Below are 19,573 nucleotides of genomic sequence, written 5' to 3' on the forward strand. Positions count from 1 at the left end.
GAAAAGAGAAGCCATGCCAAAACGTAACGACCTACAGAGCATCCTGATCCTCGGCGCCGGCCCCATCGTCATCGGTCAGGCCTGCGAATTTGACTACTCCGGCGCCCAGGCCTGCAAAGCCCTGCGCGAGGAGGGCTACCGCGTCATCCTGGTGAACTCCAACCCGGCCACCATCATGACCGACCCCGAGATGGCGGACGCCACTTACATAGAGCCCATCACCTGGGAAGTGGTACGCGAGATCATCAAGAAAGAGCGCCCGGATGCCGTGCTGCCCACCATGGGTGGCCAGACTGCATTGAACTGCGCGCTGGATCTGGAAAAGCATGGCGTGCTGGCCGAGTTCGGTGTCGAGATGATCGGTGCCACCGCCGACGCCATCGACAAGGCCGAAGATCGCCGTCGCTTTGACATCGCCATGAAGAGCATTGGCCTCGAGTGCCCGCGCGCCGGTATCGCCCACAACATGGAAGAGGCGTGGGGCGTGCAGCAGATGGTCGGCTTCCCCTGCATCATCCGTCCCTCCTTTACTATGGGTGGCTCGGGCGGCGGCATCGCCTACAACACCGAAGAGTTCGTCGAGATCTGCGAGCGCGGTCTGGACTTGTCGCCGACCAAAGAGCTGCTGATCGATGAGTCGCTCATCGGCTGGAAAGAGTACGAGATGGAAGTGGTGCGGGATCGCAACGACAACTGCATCATCGTCTGCACCATCGAAAACTTCGATCCCATGGGCATCCACACCGGTGACTCCATCACGGTCGCGCCAGCCCAGACGCTGACCGACAAGGAGTTCCAGATCATGCGCAACGCCTCCATGGCGATACTGCGCGAGATCGGGGTAGAGACAGGTGGCTCCAACGTCCAGTTCGGTATCAACCCGAAAGATGGCCGCATGGTCATCATCGAGATGAACCCGCGGGTGTCCCGCTCCTCCGCGCTGGCTTCCAAGGCGACCGGCTTCCCCATCGCCAAGATCGCCGCCAAGCTCGCCATCGGTTACACCCTGGACGAGCTGATGAACGACATCACAGGCGGTCGTACCCCGGCCTCCTTCGAGCCGGCCATCGACTACGTGGTCACCAAGGTGCCGCGCTTCAACTTCGAAAAATTTGCCGGTGCCAACGACCGTCTCACCACCCAGATGAAGTCGGTCGGTGAAGTGATGGCCATAGGCCGCAACTTCCAGGAGTCCCTGCACAAGGCGCTGCGCAGTCTCGAGACTGGCAAGACCGGCTTCGACCCCATGGTTGACCTGAACGCCCCTGACTCATTGACCCGCATCCGCCACGAGCTGCAGGACGCTGGCTGCGACCGTATCTGGTACATCGCCGATGCGTTTCGCGCCGGTCTCTCCATGGACGGCATCTTCAAACTGACCAAGATTGACCCCTGGTTCCTGGTGCAGATAGAAGATCTCATCAAGCTGGAAGAGCAGGTGAGAGAGCGCGGCATGGCCGGTCTCGATGCCGACTTCCTGCGCGCCCTCAAGCGCAAGGGCTTCGCAGACGCCCGTCTGGCCAAGATCCTCGGCGTGGCCGAGGGCGAGGTGCGCAAGTTGCGTGCCCGCCACAACATCTTCCCGATCTACAAGCGGGTCGATACCTGCGCGGCCGAGTTCGCCACCAACACCGCCTACATGTATTCGAGCTATGACGAAGAGTGCGAGGCCAACCCGACCAATCGTGACAAGATCATGATCATCGGCGGCGGCCCGAACCGTATCGGTCAGGGCATCGAGTTTGACTACTGCTGCGTGCACGCGGCACTGGCCCTGCGCGAAGACGGTTACGAGACCATCATGGTCAACTGCAACCCGGAGACCGTCTCCACCGATTACGACACCTCCGACCGCCTCTACTTCGAACCGGTGACCCTGGAAGATGTGCTGGAAATCGTGCGCATCGAGAAGCCCAAGGGCGTTATCGTGCAATACGGCGGCCAGACCCCGCTCAAACTTGCACGGGCATTGGAAGCCAACGGCGTGCCGATCATCGGTACCAGCCCGGATGCCATCGACCGCGCCGAAGACCGCGAGCGCTTCCAGTCCGCCGTTGAGCGCCTCGGCCTCAAGCAGCCGGAAAACGGCACAGTCACCAACCTGGAGCAGGCTGTGCTGACCGCCGAGCGGATCACTTACCCGCTGGTGGTGCGCCCCTCCTATGTGCTGGGTGGCCGCGCCATGGAGATCGTCTATGACGAGACCGACCTGCGTCGCTACTTCGCCGAGGCGGTGAGCGTTTCCAACGAATCGCCGGTACTGCTGGACCGCTTCCTGGACGATGCCACTGAGCTGGACGTGGATGCCATCTGCGACGGTGTTGACGTGGTCATCGGCGGCATCATGGAGCATATCGAGCAGGCCGGTATCCACTCCGGTGACTCCGGCTGCTCCCTGCCACCTTATACCTTGTCCAAGAAAATTCAGGACGAGATCCGCGAGCAGGTGCGGAAATTGGCGCTGGAACTCGGTGTGGTCGGCCTGATGAACGTGCAGTTTGCGGTCAAGGGCGATGACATCTACCTCATCGAAGTGAACCCGCGTGCCGCCCGTACCGTGCCCTTCGTCTCCAAGGCGACCGGTGCGCCGCTGGCCAAGATTGCCGCCCGCGTCATGGCCGGCCAGAGCCTGAAAGATCAGGGCTTTACCACCGAAATCATCCCGCCTTACTACTCGGTGAAAGAGGTGGTACTGCCGTTCGCCAAGTTCCCTGGGGTTGACCCGCTGCTGGGGCCAGAGATGCGCTCTACCGGTGAAGTAATGGGGGTGGGCAGCAGCTTTGCCGAGGCCTATGCCAAGGCCCAGCTGGGTGCCAGCCATGCGGTGCCGAAAGAGGGTCGCGCGCTCTTGTCGGTGCGTCACAGCGACAAGGCGCTGGTGGTCGATTTGGCTGCCAAGCTGCTGGAGCTGGGCTACGAGCTGGATGCCACTCACGGCACCGCAGTGGCCCTGGGTGAAGCGAGCATCAACCCGCGCCTGGTCAACAAGGTGCACGAAGGGCGTCCGCACATTCTCGACCGCATCAAGAATGGCGAGTACACCTACATCGTCAACACCGCCGAAGGGCGAGTGGCGATCCAGGACTCCAAGCAGTTGCGCCGCGCCGCCTTGCAGCACAAGGTGGCTTATACCACCACCATGAATGAGGCGTTTGCCACCTGCATGGCCATCAGCATGGATGCCACCGCCAACGTCAACTCGGTGCAGGAGCTGCACCAGAAAGTGAAAAACCGCTAAGCATTGCGCAATAAGGGCAGGGGAGTCTTTCCCTCCTTCTTTGCACAACACTTGCGAACCCTGAAAAACCCCGCCAGCGATGGCGGGGTTTCTGTTTTTTGGCGGCTCTGACCAGCCTCCGTCATGGGGGAAAGGTGCGCATGGGAGAGGGGATATGGTCATCGGAGGGTGAGATACACCCTATGGGTGGCATAAAAGTGATAATGATTGCGCATTGGTGGCTCTGGTTTGCAATCTTTGCAATCACTCGCCTGGTCCACCTCTATATACTTGTTTCTCATCACATAAGGTCGTCTGCGCCTGCAACAGCGGGGTGCGAGGATCAGGGCCAGCTGCTTATCCGGTAGCCGAGGCCGGCCCCTTTATCCATAGGGGCCACAGGAAACCGGTTGTGGGGTTACCACCCACGCAACCGTCAGGGCCAGCGTTACCGCGCAAGCCCGCTTCCCCCTCCTTACCCCGTCAGCTTGCCTGCCCAGTCGCGTCGTTGCTCACCTTCATTGCCCGCAACGGCGCCGCGCCTCAAGGACATCAGCCAAGGGAATCTGAATATGAGCTTCGATCATCGCAAATACCGCCCCGCCCCCGTTATTGCACTGGCGGACCGTCAATGGCCCAACCAGGTGATGACGCGGGCGCCGCTCTGGTGCGCCGTGGACTTGCGCGACGGCAATCAGGCGCTGGTCGAACCCATGACGGTGGCCCAGAAGCTGCAAATGTGGGCGCTCATGGTCCATGTCGGTTTCAAGCATATAGAGGTGGGGTTCCCCGCCGCCTCCCAGCCTGATTTCGACTTCGTGCGCGAGCTTATTGAGCGCAATCTCATTCCCGATGACGTCACCATCCAGGTGCTGGTGCAGGCCCGCGAAGATCTGATCGCCCGCACCTTTGAATCGCTCAAGGGGGCCAAACGCGCCATCGTCCACGTCTACAACTCGGTCAACCCGACCCAGCGCAACTATGTGTTCAATACAGGGCGCGAGGGGGTCAAGGCCATCGCCGTGCAAGGCGCGCGCTGGGTGCGAGACCATGCGGCGCGCAATCCGAGCACAGAGTGGAGCTTTCAGTATTCGCCGGAGAGCTTCAGCAGCACAGAGGTGGAGTTCGCGGTAGAGGTGTGCGACGCCGTCATCGACGAGTGGCGCCCTGCTGGCCGCCCCATGATCCTCAACCTCCCTGCCACGGTCGAGGTGAGCACTCCCAATGTGTTCGCGGATCAAGTGGAGTGGTTCTGCCGCCACCTCAAGGCGCGCCCCGAGGTGAGCATCTCCATCCACACTCACAACGATAGAGGCTGTGGTGTGGCCGCCGCCGAGCTGGCGGTGCTGGCGGGGGCGGATCGCATCGAGGGGACCCTGCTCGGCAACGGCGAGCGCACCGGCAACATGGACATAGTCACCATGGCCATGAACCTCTACAGCCAGGGCATAGATCCCGAGCTGGATCTCTCTGACATGGACGCCATAGTCGCCACCGTGGGCGCCTGCACCCAGATAGCCCTGCACCCGCGCCACCCCTACGCGGGCGAGCTGGTCTACACCGCCTTCTCCGGCAGCCATCAGGATGCGATTCGTAAGTCCCTGGCGGCAGAGAAGCCCGATGCCTATTGGGATGTGGCTTATCTGCCGATCGATCCTGCCGATCTTGGCCGCAGCTACGAGGCGGTGATCCGTATCAACAGCCAGTCCGGCAAGGGCGGCGTCACCTATCTGCTGGAGCGCGATCTCGGCCTGCAACTGCCGCGCTGGCTGCAGATCGACTTCAGCCGTCGGGTGCAGGCCCAGGCCGAGGCGAGCAGCAGCGAGATAAACCCGGCGCAGATCCGCGCCCTGTTTGAGCAACATTATCTCGAGCCGGTGCACGGCTATCGCATCGGCCGCTTCCAGCTTGGTCACGACGGCCAGGAGAGCCTGCACCTCGAGCTGCAGACCCCAGATGGCTCGCTGCAACTGCGGGGCGAGGGGGAGGGGGCCATCACTGCGCTGGTCAACGGCTGGGAGCGCCAGACCGGCATGCATATCGACGTGCTCGACTACTCGGAGCATGCCCTGAGCGCCGGTACAGAATCTCGCGCCGCTGCCTATGTGCTGCTGAGCGTCGATGGCCAGCGCATGTGCGGGGTCGCCATCGGCCGCGACGTGGTCAACGCCTCCTTGCAGGCGGTGATCAATGGTGCGGCGCAAATTGAGGCCCTGCGCCAAACGGCTTGAGTGCATGTCGCCAAAGAGCCCATCCGCTTGCAGCAGCCCCGCCCATCCGGCGGGGCTGCTCGATTGCGCCAGCGGGTGCTGCGTCAAGGCATCTGCGCCTTCAGATCCGCCTGTCAATCCTCTACAATGAGCGCCTGTTTGCGTTCGGAGCCGCTCCGTTCGCGTGACTCTCGTGTGCCGGGCGCCCAGCGCCTTGCCCCTGCATCGGAAGCCTTGATGATATTTTCCTCACCCCTTGTTCCCACTCGGCTCGCCATCCTGCCTCTCTTTGCCATCCTGTTGCTTGCCGGGTGTGCCAGCGAACCGACGGTGCCCAAGCAAGATGTCGCCATGAGCGCTCAGCAGGCCAAACAACCTATCGCCATGCAGCCACGCAAACCGGCAGACATGGAGAGCCGCATAGTGCGGTTCTTGCCGCGTCAGGTGCCAGACAAACAGGGCTGGGCCAATGATGTGGTGACGGCGCTCTCGACGCAGGGAGTGACGGTAAGCGATCACAATGTCTGCACTGTGCTGGCGGTGGCCGAGCAGGAAGCCACTTATCAGGCCGACCCCGTGGTGCCGGGCCTTGGCAAGATTGCCTGGAAGGAGATAAATGCCCGCGCCGCCAAGCTGCTGATCCCTGAATTCGTGGTGCGCACGGCCCTTGGCATCAAGCCCCCCACCGGCAAGAGCTATGCCGAGCGCATCGACAAGCTTCGCACCGAGCGGGAGATGAGCGAGATCTTCGAGGACATGATCAGCATGGTGCCCATGGGCAAGACGCTGTTTGGCAACCTCAACCCGGTGCATACCGGCGGCCCCATGCAGGTGAGCATCGCCTTTGCCGAGGCAAATGCCCGTGGCTACCCCTATCCCGTCAAGGATTCCATTCGCCATGAGGTGTTCAGCCGTCGTGGCGGTATCTGGTTCGGCACCAGGCACCTGTTTGGCTATCCCGCCGACTACCCGGATACCCTCTATCGCTTCGCCGACTTCAATGCGGGCTGGTACGCCAGCCGCAACGCCGCCTTCCAGGCTGCCGTCAGCCGGCTGAGCGGCAAGCCCCTGGCGCTGGATGGGGATCTTGTCCGCTATGACTCAGACCTGCCGGGCAAGACTGAGCAGGCTGTATATACCCTCGCCAGCCGGGTCAATATGAGCAAGCAGGCGATCCACCAGAGCCTGCGCAAAGGGGATACCGCCGAATTTGCCCAGACCGACCTCTATCACAGGGTCTTTACCCTGGCCGACAAGCAGGCTGGCAAGCGGCAACCCCGCGCCGTGCTGCCCGGCATTCAACTCAAGAGCCCCAAGATCACCCGCAACCTCACCACCGCCTGGTTTGCCAAGCGAGTGGATGAGCGCGAGCAGCGCTGTGTGCGGCAGATGGCGACGATTCGCTGATTTCTAAAAGCAACAAAGGCGGCCAATTGGCCGCCTTTGTCTTATGCCCCCGTCGTTTTGTTTCCCCCTCTACTTCATCAGCGCTATGGTCCCCCTGCATTTCGGGAAGTTACTGCATCCCCAGAACTGGTTTCCCTTGTTGTCACCTCGACTGGCGGTGCGAAGCACCATGGGGTTGCCGCAGTTGGGGCACATGGGGCACTGGCTGTTTGCCTTATGGATAGCCGCTGGTGGTGAAGGGCTGTGATAGGTCGGTATGCTGGCGGGTACAGGCTGGGTGGCAACTCCGTGCCGAGCCTTGAGCTGTGCCACATGCTGTCTGTGGGTCTGCCAATTGGCGGCCAGTCGTCTCCGCTGGATGGTGTCGATAACCCGGGTGACTTCGGCAGGTGTCAAAACCGGTGTGGTTTTGCCTTTGATATAACGAATGAGCCCGCGGTTCATCACGTTGTCCGGCATAGGGGTTTTGAAAGTGCAGTCGCCAATGAAGTAGATGATGGAGTGAAGCTGGTGATCCGCCAGCCCCAACAGCGATCTGAGGGTCATCACATGCAGATAGTTCTGGCGCATGGGATTTTGAAAACTGTGCCTGCGGCGATAGATCTGCTGGGTCCAGCTCTTATGGGCAGGATTGCCGAATATCCACCCCTTTATGTTTTTGGTCTCTATCACGAAGACCCCGAAGCGTGACACCAGCACATGGTCGATCTGGGTCGTGCCCTGCGGGGTAGGCAGGGTCACGTCCTTAAGCAGGTGATATTCCTGCTTGTCGAGAAAGAGACGGAGGCTGAGATTGATAAACCACTCCCCGATCATCCCCTTGAACCAGGGTGTTTTGATCAGGGTGGCAATCAACAGCAGTGGCAGGAGAAACCAGAGCTGGTTCAGCAGCGGCGCTATGACAGCAGTGATATCCATGTGATTTAGCCTTCACAGACCTGGGTCAAGGATGTGTCTCGATGGGGATGATGCTGCGGCATTTGGGATAGCTGGGGCAGCCCCAGAAGCTGTTGCCCTTGGTATCTCCCCGTTTGCTGGTCCTCAGTACCATGGTTGTACCGCATTTGGGACAAACCGGTGCCGGACCTGTATGGGCGGCCACGCTGTCCTGCTGGTCACTGTCGCTTGCGACGCGCTCCAATGTGATGCGCACCTCCTCGCTCACTCGGATAATGCGCTGGGCTTCATCGTAGGCATCGCGATACAGGTCGCTGTCTTCCGAACGCTGGATCAATACCCCCATCTCGTTGTTATTCACCTGGCTGAACTCATAGAGGTTCAGGCTGGTGATGATGCACATCTCTTCATTGAGGTAGCACTTGGCATGGAGGTTCTTGCAAAAGCTGGTGCGGATATAGGTGAGCTCCTTGAGCCAGCTGATCTCTTCCGGCTGAAGCTCACTTTTGCCATAGACGATCCGCACATCGATCTTGAGGCGGTTCTTGTCGGTCAGCAGCTCCTTGATCCTGTCATTGAGCTTGAGGAAGGGACTGATCAGGATCAGTCGTTCCTTGGCGTCCTTGATCAGCTCTTCAAGGAAATAGTTGGTTGCGCTGGTATTAAGAAATTTGGCCATAACAAGCTCCCTGTCCTTGGAAATGTCATGTGTTCTCTGGTCACGGTAGGCAGTAAGACCGACCTCCATCCTTGGCACAGCACAGCGTCACAGTATCCATCGCCGCCCCATGCCCACATGCTAGGAGATACAGGTGGGACCTGATAGTGGCAATTGAGTCAAATGTGCGTCCAGTCAGAGATTTTGCTGTCGAGGCGGGTCATGTCGCCATGCCAAGGCACTAGAAGCTCATCGCCAGCCCGACGCCGTAGCCGCTGGTGTTGTGGCTGAACATATAGGGGGCCACCAGCCGGGTGCGGGTCACTATGATGTCGTACTTGCTGCTGTCGAGTTCTATCCCGAGCCCCAGCGAGTTGAGGGAGTTGAAACCGAGCAGGCCCCTTTGCTCGCCAAGATATTCGGTGCGTGCCCCTTCCATCACGTAGCGCAGCGGCTTGTCCAGCAGTGTGAGATTGCCGATGGGGGCGCGGCGGCGCAGGTAGAGGCCGAGGTTCTCCGCATTGGCCTGACCGGTTACGCTGGCCGAGGTGCCGCCGAAGCTTTGCAGATGCTGGTAGGAGTAGCGCAGCTCAACGTCGATATCCTGCTGTGCAGAGAAGAGTTCATAGTCGAGCATCAGGGCGCCCCCCAGGCCGTAGACATCGAGCCTGCCGCCATCGAGAAAGTCGAGGTTCTTGCCTGTGTATTGGCCCAGCAGCCAGTTGCCGATGCGCAGATCGCTGGCCACAGTGCCCAGCGTGACGTTGCCGATGGGGCGCAATACCCAGTTGCCGCCGTGACGATCCTGATGCAGATGAAGATCCCAGCCGATGCCACCCGTGGCGGTGAGACTGTTCCATCGGGTGGGGATAGTGCGACTCTCGCTGCCGTTGCTCACCACGAATTTGGGGTCGTAGCGGCTAAAACCCAGGGTCCCTTCCAGATAGACGGGCACACTCTCGCTCATGGTGGCGCCGCCGCCCATCTGGGTCATGTTGAGCGCCGACGATGCCGTTGTGCTGGTGTTGCTGCCGATGTCGAGGTTGCTGGCTGTGATGTCGGGCACCACAGTGAAGGTCATCAGCGACACCACTGCGTTGGCACGTTTTTGTATTAGTGACGACTCTTCAGCCATGGCGCCATGGCTGAGCAAGGGGGTGATCAGCAGGGGCAGGGTAGTGCGAAGGGTTGTGTGTGTGGGCATGCCTTGTTCCCCCCGAAGCCGGTTGTGATGATGCGCCGTTTGACTGTAGCGACTTTTTCTCATCTTGGCAGCCCAAGGGTGAGCCGGTTGAAGCTTATACATGGCCGAGCATATCGCCGAGCCGGAGTGCTCGTCCAACCCTTGTCCTGCCATTCAGCTTTTTGTATTGATTGCTGACTTTGTGCCAGACATTAATTTTTTGTTCACTTGCGCGGGTGTATAACGAGAGCCCCTTCCAGGAGAGAAAGGGGATGGCGACAGGGAGTGTCAGCCGCAGCGGGGGCCATAGTGTCCCCCGGGATGGATGCTCACTGACGTTGATGGGAGTCACCAGATGCAGGATATGCTGCTTGCCATATGGCAACAGGACTTTGACCAATTGATCCAGATGCAGGCGGCGGGCCTGCTCGTCACCTGTCTGGTGGTGATCCTCTTTCTCGAGTCGAGCTTCGTGTTTTTACCCCTGCCCGGTGACAGTCTGGTGCTGCTGGCCGGTGGCCTGGTGGGGATGGGGGTGCTCGGCCCCGAAGTGACCCTTGTCTACATGCCGCTTGCCGCCGGGATCGGCAGCCTGATCGCCTATCTGCAGGGCCATGCGCTGCACGGCACTTCCTTTATGGGCCATGTGGAGCGGATGATCCCGGACGGCAGCCTGCCACGAGCCTCGCGTCTGCTGCACAACTACGGTTTCTGGGCCCTGTTTTCTTCTCGCTTCGTGCCCTTCGTCAGGGTACTGACGCCCATGCTGATGGGGGTCTCCCGCCTGCATCTGCCCCGGGTGGTGATGGCCAGTTTTGCCAGCGCCTTCCTCTGGGCCCTGCTGCTGAGTCTGGTGGGCAAGTTCGTGATGGCGGCGCCGGCGTTCGTCCAGTATCACGAATTGATGACCAAGTGCCTGCTGGTGACCTCCCTCGGTCTGTTCGTTATCGCCATGGCGGCCATCGCCATCCGGCTGTTCAAGCGCCCGACCAATCGCATTCGCTGAGTGATATCCGGGGGAGCGCAGGCTGGCCCCGGGTTCTCCATTGATTTACCAATGGCATTGGCCGGGTCCAGGCGGGCCGCCAATGCCGCCCATCAACCATCAAGCAGGTACTTTATGCCATGTCGTGACACCCTGAGCCTTCGTCCCCTCGAGCGAGAGGATTTGAAATTCGTACATCAGCTCAACAACAACGCCAGCATAATGCGTTACTGGTTCGAGGAGCCTTACGAGGCTTACATGGAGCTGGCCCAGCTCTATGACAAGCACATCCACGATCAGCAAGAACGCCGTTTCATCCTGGAGGTGGAGGGCACCAATGTTGGCCTGGTGGAGCTGGTGGATATTCGCAGCATCCACCGCCGCGCCGAGTTTCAGATCATCATAGCCCCCGCCTATCAGGGGCTGGGCTATGCCAAGACAGCGACCCTGAAGGCGATGAAGTATGCCTTCAACGTGCTGAATCTACACAAGTTGTATCTCATCGTCGACAGTGACAATGCCAAGGCGCGCCACGTTTATCAGTCGCTGGGGTTCGCGCCGGAGGGGGAGCTGAAAGAGGAGTTCTTCATCGATGGTAAATATCGCACCGCCATTCGCATGTGTCTGTTTCAGCGTGATTTTCAGGCAAATGCTGCCAACAGGGTCTAACGTTTCCTGACATTCTGGTGCCGATGGGGGCAGGGCTGCGCTGGCCGATGCCAGTGATGCGGCTCTCTTTGTCGGCACCTTTCTCGTGACAGGATAAAAACTCAGGCCATTTGAGGCAGAATTTGTGATGCCTATCTGTTACACTTCGCGCCCGCCATTTTCCGGCTCATTTTCTGACTTGATGTCGGACGCAGCCACCGGTGGTATCAACCTCCGCCTCGCCTACGCCGAGCCGCAAGCCAAACACAGTCCAGCTGGAACACAGGAACCCATTATGAGATTTGAATCGTTCGATTTTGCCCCCGAGATTTTGCGTGCTGTCTCAGATTGCGGTTATCAGGAGATGACCCCTGTGCAGCGCCAGGCGATCCCGACTATCCGTCGCGGTCTCGATGTGCTGGCCAGCGCCCAGACAGGGACCGGTAAGACTGCCGCCTTCGCCCTGCCGATATTGCAGCGCCTGGTGGACAAGCCGGCCGAGCTGCAGCCGTCCAATGCCCGGGTGCTGATCCTGACTCCGACTCGTGAGCTGGCGGCCCAGGTGGCGAGCAACATCAATGATTTTGCCAAGTACCTGGATGTCACCGTACTGACGCTCGTTGGCGGCGGCAAGCAGGATGTGCAGGCCAAGAAGCTGAAAGCGGGTGCTCACATCATAGTGGCGACCCCGGGTCGTCTGCTGGAGCACCTGACCGCCTGCAACCTCAGCCTGTCCGGCGTCGAGTGTCTGGTGCTGGACGAAGCGGATCGCATCCTCGACATGGGCTTTAGCGCCGATGTGCAGCAGATCCTGCAAGCGGTCAACAAGGAACGCCAGAACCTGCTGTTCTCCGCCACTTTCTCCGACGGGGTGAAGAAGCTGGCCAACGTCATGCTGGACAAGCCGCAGATCATCAGCGTCAACAAGCAGAACTCCACCGCCGATACCGTTACTCACACCGTCTATCCGGTGGAGCAGAAGCGCAAGCGCGAGCTGCTCTCTGAGCTGATTGGAAAGCAGAACTGGCCGCAGGTGCTGGTGTTTGCCAGTACCCGCGAAAGCTGTGACGAGCTGGTGGCCGAGCTGAATCTGGATGGCATCAAGTCTGCCGTTGTGCATGGTGACAAGGCCCAGGGCAGCCGTCGCCGCGCCCTGCGCGAATTCACCGAAGGCAAGCTGCGGGTACTGGTCGCCACCGAAGTGGCCGCCCGTGGTCTGGATATCCCGGATCTGCAGTACGTGGTCAACTACGATCTGCCGTTCCTGGCCGAAGACTACGTGCACCGCATTGGCCGTACCGGCCGCGCCGGCAAGAGCGGCATGGCCATCTCCTTCGTCAGCCGCGAAGAAGAGCGTACCCTGCTCGAGATCGAGGCGCTGATCGGCCAGAAGATCCGCCGTGTCATGGCGAAGGGCTACGAAGTGGGCAACCGTGACGAGCTGATCAAGCAGTTGCAGGAGCGTCGTCGCTTCGGCAAGCGTCCCCAGCGTGAAGACAACGCCGCCGCCCAGGCCATGGCTGAAGCCAAGTTGCAGGGTCAGCGCCTCAAGCGTCTGGCGGCAATGAAGAAGCCGCGCCAGCCGAAGTAAGCGCGCCCAACCCCGTCCGGGCCTTCCCCTTGTCAGGGCAGGCCCGGACGGGCGATTTTGTATATAAAGGCGCCACTGGCGCCTTTATGCTGTTGATGACCCGGCCCCTGGCCTGTGCCCGTCTCTCTGAGGACTCGTGATGACACCTCCCAACTACAATCAGGCCCTGCTCGACATGGCCACCCAGAGCCTTGCCGAGCTGGCGCGTACCGCCGAGCAGAAGGCGGGCAAGCGCACCCCGGCCCAGGAGAGCCATTTTCTCTGTACCTGGATGGCGGACTCCCTCAAGGAGAAGCGTTTCTCCCGTCTGGTGATGGAGGATCTGAAAGGCTGGATCCAGCAGGGCCGTACCCTGGGGGCCGGTGCCGATCTCAAGGGCCTGCTGGAGCGCATCGCCTTCCAGTACGCCCGGGTGCAAGCGGACTCACAACAGCTCGGCACCAGGCTTGCCGCCCTGCTGACCGAGCTGGAAGCTGCGGGTTGGTTGGTGTTTACCGACAGCGAGGTGAGCGCCAAGCTGCGCCTGCAGGGGCAGGGCCAATCCAGTCTGGTGATCTCCAGTTGCGAATATGGCGAGCACATAGTGCAGGGTGAGCTGATCAAACCCTTGACCCTGTACGTGCGCGGTGATGAAGCCAGGCTGGCGCAAGCGGCCTTTCACCATGGTCTGCTGCTGAGCCAGGGCAACAAGAAGGTCACTCTGGTCAAGCACCACAAGGCGTACCGTCTGGTGCCCGCCAACTTGCAGCCCGCGCTGGCGCTGCTGGCCGAGGCGAAAGCCTGACGGAGAGCCTCTTCCCTCTGTTGTTCCCAAACCCCGGCCTAGCGCCGGGGTTTTTTATGCGCCAGTGATGGTGCTGGCGGGCTTGGCCGGGTGAGGCGAGAGCAAGCGAAATTTTTACAGGAACCTTTTTACAAGCACCTTTTACAAGAACCAAAGGGGCTGCGTGATACGGCCAGCGGATTCCCGTTTTGTCGTTCGAAATGTGTCGCATGGCAGCGTGCCTACATCTTGCCCCCCTCTGATGGGGGGCGTCCCCCATATGGTGGGATGGTGGTGGAAAATTTCTGCTCTAGGGTGAGTGGGCCCCAAAGAGGGCCTTAAGGAAGCAAACCGCCTGATGGCGACACTCAATGAATGAGGAAACATGATGAAAGTGACTCCAATAGCCTTGCTGCTGGCCGGTGTGCTGGCTTCCCCGCTCTGCGCTGCTGGGCTCGATGCCCAACTCACCCTGGTGGATGGCAGCACAGACGACGTGCGCGTCAACCTGACATTGACCAACACGGGTGACAAGCCTATCCGTCTGCTCAAGTGGCAGCTGCCGGGCAGCGACGATGCCCCCCTGTTTTTGGTGGAGCGGGATGGTCAACCGGTCAGCTATGAGGGGGCGCTGATCAAGCGTGCGGCGCCAACCGACAAGGATTTCCAGCTGCTCAAGGCCGGCCAGAGCCTGACGGTGCAGGCGGAGGTGTCGGGTCTCTATGACATGAGCGCCCAGGGTCAGTACAGCATCCGCTATCAGCTGCCGACCGTACCGCAGGAGGCGAAGGCCGCCAAGGCCAAACAGGCCCAGGCGAGCGAGTCCAACGCCATCACCCTGTGGGTTGAGGGGGTGAACGATGAGCGAGTCCAGGCCAAGGTAGCCGCCGCCGAACCTCAGGCCGTCACCGCCTCGGTCAGCTTCAGCGGCCGCTGCAGCAACACCCAGAAGAGCGACATTCTGGCCGCGCTCGATGCCGCCAGCGGCATCAGCAACAACTCCAGCAATTACCTGGCGGTGGACAAGCCCGATGGCCAGCGTTATCGCAGCTGGTTTGGCGCCTATGACGCCTCCCGCTGGGATCAGGCCGAGACGAACTTCAGCAAGATCAAGGATGCCATCGACAACAAGCCGCTCACCTTTGACTGCAGCTGCAAGCAGAGCTACTTCGCCTATGTCTATCCGGATCAACCCTACAAGGTCTATCTGTGCAAGAGCTTCTGGACGGCGCCCGTCACCGGGACCGATTCCCGTGCCGGCACCATAGTCCATGAGCTGAGTCACTTCAACGTGGTGGCAGGCACCGACGATCTGGGTTACGGTCAGGCCAATGCCCGCAATCTGGCGAAGACGGATCCGGTCAAGGCGCTCAACAACGCCGACAATCATGAATACTTCGCCGAGAATACCCCGAGCGAAAACTGATCCGCTGACAGGGGCCGCAAGGCCCCTTTTTGATGCTGAAGGAGGCTCCATGATGACACTCTTGCTCACCACCCTCGCGCTCGCTCCCCTGCAGTGTGAACTGTCGGTCAAGGCACACAGCCGGGTGAACGAGCCCTTACCCCTGGTGATGACCTTGACCAACAAGGGGGAGGGGCCGCTCGAGGTGTTGAGCTGGTTCACCCCGTTCGAAGGCTGGTTCGCCGATGCCATCGATCTCACCCTCGACAATCAGCCGCTGGTTTACAAAGGACCGCTCGCCAAGCGTGGCGAACCCGGTGCCGATGACTTCTTCATTCTGGGGGCGGGCCAGCAGAGCCAGGCGGATGCAGATCTGACCCAGGTCTACGATTTGTCCCGGCCAGGCCTCTATCACCTCAGCTATCGCGCCCAGCCCTTGACCCTGACCCAGGGGGTTGCCCCCAGCTGCCCCGCCATCAGTTTCACCCGGTTGGCGGCACCCTAAGCGGCATCACGCCCGTTTGCTACCTTCAGCAGCCCCACAGCGCGGGCCGCGACTGCCAGATAGCGGGATGTATCGCCGGGTCTGCTTGCCTGTTCCCGCCAGCAGCAGTGCACCAGCTTGATCACATGATCGTCCAGACTGGCGAGCGCCCGCTCCAACACTTGCTGCCAGGATAATCCGTTGCAGGCGGGCCATGTCTGGGGGCGCAGGTGCGGAGCCCCGACCGTGATATAAGCCGCCGCCACCGCCTGCCACATCAAGGTCTGCCACTGCCCTTGCCACTCGCTGGGCAACTGCGTTGCGACAATGGCTGCGGCCCGGCTACCTGTCACCATATGGAGCACGGTAAAATTGCTGGTTTGCCAATAGAGCGGCAGGGCCACCTCGGCCAGTTGTGTCAAAACAGACGATGACTCGGCGAGCGTTTGCGGCAGCGTGCCCGGCCAGCGCGGCGCCTCTGCCACCTGCTGCAATCGACCCGTGATCCACTCGCCCTGCCAGCTCGCACCCTCCCACTGTTCGGAGAGCCCGGCCAGCAGACTGGCGACATCCCGGGCCGGTACGCCTTCCCCGCCTGGCAGTATCAGGGGACTGCACTGCCAGGCGGCCAGTGCCGCAGCCTGCTCCCCCACATGACCATTTTCCAGGGCACAGGCGAAGCGAATAAGAGGATGGAAGGCGCCTCCCGCCGGTGAGAAGCGCCGGGCCAGCAGGGTCTCGAAGAGAGGCAACCAGCCCTCGGCGGCAATCCGGTCTGCCAACTGCTGACGCAGTCGTACGAAACGGATTTCATCCTCATCCTGACTTGTTTCCCCGCTCGGCAGCGCATGGGTCGCCTGCCAATGATCGAAGAAATGCTGCAACTGGCGGGGGCTTGCACCCATCTCATGCAGGGCGTGCAGCGCCATGGGGCAGTGGTTGGTGGTGCCTTTGCCGTTGAGGGCAAAAGCCCGGTTGGCATCAAGCAAGTGGTGAAGATGGTGCATAATCATTTGACTCCTTTTGCGAGGGGAGACAGGATTGTGCAAGTTAAAGCTAACTTGAGGTCAAGGGTGAAAACGGATCGCAAGTGGTTAGCCATAGGTCAGATAGCGAAGCGCGCCGGGGTCAATGCCAGTGCCTTGCGTTTTTACGAGCAGAAGGGATTGATTAGCAGCGTGCGCAGCGATGGCAGCCAGCGCCTCTATCCGCAGGATGCGCTGCGCCGGATAGCCTTCATCCGGGTGGCGCAGGGGATGGGGTTGAGCCTTGGCGAGATTGCCGATGCCCTCGCCGGCTTGCCAGATGGCCGCACGCCGGATCGCAGCGATTGGGAGCAGATAGCCAGCCAGTGGCAGGGCCTGCTTGATCAGCGCATCGAGGCTTTGGTGCAGCTCAAAGGCAAGCTCACCTCCTGTATTGGTTGTGGTTGCCTGTCTCTTGAGCACTGCGCCCTTTACAACCCGGATGATCAGGCTGCCGGACAGGGCGCCGGCCCCCGTTATCTGTTGGGGGATGTGCCGCCATCCGACTCGGGATCAGAAGACCAATAAACATGGGCGTCGACCTGGCATGCCATGCACTGGGCGACCTGAGTAATGAGCAAGGAGGAGACATGGCATTGCAACAGCTTAAACGGGAGTTGGAACAGTTTGGCGAGCGCAACGATGATGCGCAGCCGACCCGTGGCAGCAAGATGCTCAATATCACCCGCGATACCGGCGAGTTGTTGGCGGTACTGGTACAGACGCGGGGAGCTGAGGCCGTACTGGAGATTGGCACCTCCAACGGTTACTCCACTCTCTGGCTGGCCGAAGCGGTGCAAAGGCTCAATGGCCGAGTTACCACCATAGAGCGGGATGAGGGCAAGCGTGAACTGGCTGATATCAACTTTCAGCGTGCCGGCCTGAGCCCCTGGATCACCCAGTTGGCGGGGGAGGCTGAAACCCTATTGCCCACTTTGCCAGAGGCCGGTTATCAGCTCATCTTCCTGGACTCGGATCGCCAGCGCTATCGTGTCTGGTGGCCACAGATCCAGCGTCTGCTGGCACCCCGTGGTCTGCTGGTGGTGGACAATGCCGTCTCCCATCGGGATGAGTTGGCAGAGTGGATGGGAGAGGTGCAGCGTGATCCGGCCTTTGCGACCTCACTGGTGCCTGTTGGCAAGGGGGAGTGGCTGGTGGTGAGTTTGTCGGGAGAGTGAGCATGGAGTTCAGAACCATGGAACCAAAAGCAGTGGTAGAGGCCTATTGGCAGGCCATGCAAAGCAATGATTTTTCGAGGGCGGCCCGCTGGCTCGGCGATGATTTTATCTGCGACTGGCCGCAGTCGGGGGAGCGCATCGAGGGGCGCTGCAACTTTGTCGAGATCAACCGCCGCTATCCGGCGGCAGGCCCCTGGAGTTTTGACGTGGTCCGGCTACTGGAGCAGGGCGGTGAAGTCGTGACCGAGGTGTTGATCACCGATGGTGAGGTGCAGGCTCGCGCCATTACCTTTCACACAGTGCGCGGCAATGTCATCTCGCGCCAGACCGAGTTCTGGCCCGATCTCTACGAGGCACCCCGCTGGCGTCGCCCCTGGGTGACCCCCATTCCCCGGGAGCCGCAACCGGCCTGATGCATCCGTCAGCTGGCGCGCGTATGTCACCTAAAAAACAGCCCCGCAGATGCGGGGCTGTTTGTTGGCACAAAGGCGATGACGGACGGCGGATCAGACGGCCAGATAGTCCATGATCCCTTCGGCAGCCTTGCGACCTTCGTAGATGGCGGTCACCACCAGGTCGGAACCGCGCACCGCATCGCCACCGGCGAATACCTTGGGGTTGCTGGTCTGGAAGGGGTAGTCAGCCTGCTCGCTGGCCTGGATGCGATCCCGGTTGTCGAGCGCTATGCCAAACTCCTGCATCCAGGGCTGGGGGTTGGGCTGGAAGCCAAACGCCATCACCACGGCATCGGCAGCCAGCACCTGCTCTGAACCCTCTATCACTACCGCATTGCGACGGCCATTGGCATCGGGCGCACCGAGTTCAGTGCTCACCATCTTGATGCCACAGGTCTGGCCATCAGCATCCAGCTCGACGCCGATGGGCTGCAGGTTGAACATGAATTCGACCCCTTCCTCCCGGGCATTTTTCACTTCCCGCTTGGAGCCCGGCATGTTCTCGGCATCGCGGCGATAGGCGCAAATGACTTTGTCGGCACCTTGACGGATGGCGGTACGCACGCAGTCCATGGCGGTATCGCCACCACCGAGTACCACTACTTGTTTGCCGGCGAAGTCGATGTAATCGGCCTGCGCCTTCTCAAAGCCCAGCAGCCGGTTGGCGTTGGAGATGAGATAGGGCAGGGCATCGTATACACCGGGAGCCGTCTCATTCTCAAAGCCACCCTTCATGTACTTGTAGGTGCCGACCCCGAGGAAGACGGCGTCGAACTCGCCGAGCAGGTCGGCGAAGGTGACATCCTTGCCCACCTCGGTCTCGAGGCGGAACTCGATGCCCATGTCCTCGAAGATCTCGCGCCGACGCTGCATCACCTCTTTTTCCAGCTTGAAGGAGGGAATGCCGAAGGTGAGCAGGCCGCCAATTTCCGGATACTTGTCAAACACCACGGCGCTGACGCCCCCCCGTGCCAGCACATCGGCACAGGCGAGCCCGGCCGGGCCTGCACCTATGATGGCGACCCGCTTGTCGGTTTTCACCACGTTGGAGAGATCCGGGCGCCAGCCCATCTCGAATGCCTTGTCGGTGATGTATTTCTCGATATTGCCTATGGTCACGGCGCCGAAGCGAACGTTCAGGGTACAGGCACCCTCACACAGCCTGTCTTGCGGGCAGACGCGGCCACACACTTCCGGCAGGCTGTTGGTCTGGTGGGAAAGCTCCACCGCCTCCAGGATGCGCCCCTCATTGGCCAATTTTAGCCAGTTGGGAATGTAGTTGTGGACCGGGCATTTCCACTCGCAATAGGGGTTGCCGCAGTCGAGGCAGCGATCCGCCTGCATGCCGACCTGGGCCTGGTTGAAGGGCTCGTAGATCTCCACAAACTGGATCTTGCGGATCTTGAGCGGCTTCTTGGGCGGGTCGACCCGCTGGACATCGATAAACTGGAATACGTTCTGGCTCAT

At 60.7% G+C, this 19,573-nt stretch carries 17 protein-coding genes; 12 read left to right on the forward strand and 5 right to left on the reverse strand.

Annotated features, from left to right (window positions below; all coding sequences use genetic code 11):
• Window positions 1-13 precede the first annotated feature (13 nt).
• The 3 genes from carB to OKC28_RS12970 all read left to right on the forward strand — a co-directional run bounded on the left by carB (window position 14) and on the right by OKC28_RS12970 (window position 6,834).
• Window positions 14-3,238 carry a carbamoyl-phosphate synthase large subunit gene (carB, locus tag OKC28_RS12960; protein ID WP_058394141.1) on the forward strand — a complete coding sequence of 1,075 codons (3,225 nt, stop codon included), beginning with the start codon at window positions 14-16 and terminating at the stop codon, window positions 3,236-3,238.
• Window positions 3,239-3,789: 551 nt separating this feature from the next.
• On the forward strand, window positions 3,790-5,448 hold the full coding sequence (leuA, locus tag OKC28_RS12965) for a 2-isopropylmalate synthase (RefSeq protein ID WP_270689569.1): 1,659 nt from the start codon (window positions 3,790-3,792) through the stop codon (window positions 5,446-5,448).
• A 216-nt stretch (window positions 5,449-5,664) separates the two neighbouring features.
• Entirely contained in the window at window positions 5,665-6,834 is a 1,170-nt protein-coding gene (locus OKC28_RS12970; RefSeq protein WP_270689571.1) for a DUF1615 family protein, read from the forward strand.
• A gap of 69 nt (window positions 6,835-6,903) precedes the next feature.
• On the opposite strand, the gene OKC28_RS12975 is transcribed toward OKC28_RS12970, so the two are convergent.
• From OKC28_RS12975 to OKC28_RS12985, 3 genes are all read right to left on the reverse strand, one after another.
• A complete protein-coding gene (locus OKC28_RS12975; protein WP_270689573.1) occupies window positions 6,904-7,752 on the reverse strand; it encodes a nuclease-related domain-containing protein in 849 nt (282 codons plus the stop codon).
• A 25-nt stretch (window positions 7,753-7,777) separates the two neighbouring features.
• Window positions 7,778-8,410, reverse strand: a complete 633-nt coding sequence (locus OKC28_RS12980; protein ID WP_265452445.1) for a phospholipase D family protein — start codon at window positions 8,408-8,410, stop codon at window positions 7,778-7,780.
• A 220-nt stretch (window positions 8,411-8,630) separates the two neighbouring features.
• Window positions 8,631-9,593, reverse strand: a complete 963-nt coding sequence (locus OKC28_RS12985; protein ID WP_270689577.1) for a hypothetical protein — start codon at window positions 9,591-9,593, stop codon at window positions 8,631-8,633.
• Between the two features lie 334 nt (window positions 9,594-9,927).
• Here OKC28_RS12985 and OKC28_RS12990 point away from each other — a divergent pair, with 334 nt between their 5' ends.
• From OKC28_RS12990 to OKC28_RS13015, 6 genes are all read left to right on the forward strand, one after another.
• Window positions 9,928-10,578, forward strand: coding sequence for a DedA family protein (locus OKC28_RS12990; RefSeq protein WP_021141126.1), 651 nt, complete (start codon window positions 9,928-9,930; stop codon window positions 10,576-10,578).
• A gap of 114 nt (window positions 10,579-10,692) precedes the next feature.
• Complete coding sequence (gene speG / locus OKC28_RS12995; RefSeq protein ID WP_017413054.1) at window positions 10,693-11,226, forward strand: spermidine N1-acetyltransferase; 534 nt, start codon at window positions 10,693-10,695, stop codon at window positions 11,224-11,226.
• Window positions 11,227-11,500: 274 nt separating this feature from the next.
• Window positions 11,501-12,796 (forward strand): DEAD/DEAH box helicase, encoded by a 1,296-nt coding sequence (locus OKC28_RS13000; protein ID WP_005314664.1) that lies wholly within the window; start codon window positions 11,501-11,503, stop codon window positions 12,794-12,796.
• Between the two features lie 139 nt (window positions 12,797-12,935).
• Window positions 12,936-13,580 (forward strand): DUF2913 family protein, encoded by a 645-nt coding sequence (locus tag OKC28_RS13005; protein ID WP_270689582.1) that lies wholly within the window; start codon window positions 12,936-12,938, stop codon window positions 13,578-13,580.
• 364 nt (window positions 13,581-13,944) lie between these two features.
• Window positions 13,945-14,985: a M35 family metallo-endopeptidase gene (locus tag OKC28_RS13010; RefSeq protein ID WP_270689584.1), complete on the forward strand. Its 1,041-nt coding sequence runs from the start codon at window positions 13,945-13,947 to the stop codon at window positions 14,983-14,985.
• A gap of 49 nt (window positions 14,986-15,034) precedes the next feature.
• Window positions 15,035-15,469 carry a hypothetical protein gene (locus tag OKC28_RS13015; RefSeq protein WP_034282895.1) on the forward strand — a complete coding sequence of 145 codons (435 nt, stop codon included), beginning with the start codon at window positions 15,035-15,037 and terminating at the stop codon, window positions 15,467-15,469.
• Here OKC28_RS13015 and OKC28_RS13020 read toward each other — a convergent pair.
• Window positions 15,466-16,461 (reverse strand): questin oxidase family protein, encoded by a 996-nt coding sequence (locus OKC28_RS13020; RefSeq protein ID WP_270689587.1) that lies wholly within the window; start codon window positions 16,459-16,461, stop codon window positions 15,466-15,468. The two genes, OKC28_RS13015 and OKC28_RS13020, sit on opposite strands and share 4 nt — an antisense overlap.
• A gap of 60 nt (window positions 16,462-16,521) precedes the next feature.
• On the opposite strand from OKC28_RS13020, the gene soxR reads away from it, so the two are divergent.
• The 3 genes from soxR to OKC28_RS13035 all read left to right on the forward strand — a co-directional run bounded on the left by soxR (window position 16,522) and on the right by OKC28_RS13035 (window position 18,064).
• The gene (gene soxR / locus OKC28_RS13025; protein WP_270689589.1) at window positions 16,522-17,001 is read left to right on the forward strand and encodes a redox-sensitive transcriptional activator SoxR; all 480 of its coding nucleotides are present in this window, start codon (window positions 16,522-16,524) and stop codon (window positions 16,999-17,001) included.
• Window positions 17,002-17,063: 62 nt separating this feature from the next.
• Entirely contained in the window at window positions 17,064-17,651 is a 588-nt protein-coding gene (locus tag OKC28_RS13030; RefSeq protein ID WP_059113190.1) for an O-methyltransferase, read from the forward strand.
• Window positions 17,652-17,653: 2 nt separating this feature from the next.
• On the forward strand, window positions 17,654-18,064 hold the full coding sequence (locus tag OKC28_RS13035; protein ID WP_005314677.1) for a nuclear transport factor 2 family protein: 411 nt from the start codon (window positions 17,654-17,656) through the stop codon (window positions 18,062-18,064).
• Between the two features lie 93 nt (window positions 18,065-18,157).
• On the opposite strand, the gene OKC28_RS13040 is transcribed toward OKC28_RS13035, so the two are convergent.
• Window positions 18,158-19,573: an FAD-dependent oxidoreductase gene (locus OKC28_RS13040; protein WP_270689592.1), complete on the reverse strand. Its 1,416-nt coding sequence runs from the start codon at window positions 19,571-19,573 to the stop codon at window positions 18,158-18,160.

The sequence above is a fragment of the Aeromonas sp. D3 genome (assembly GCF_027705025.1).
In the GTDB taxonomy this organism is placed as follows: Bacteria; Pseudomonadota; Gammaproteobacteria; order Enterobacterales; family Aeromonadaceae; genus Aeromonas; species Aeromonas salmonicida.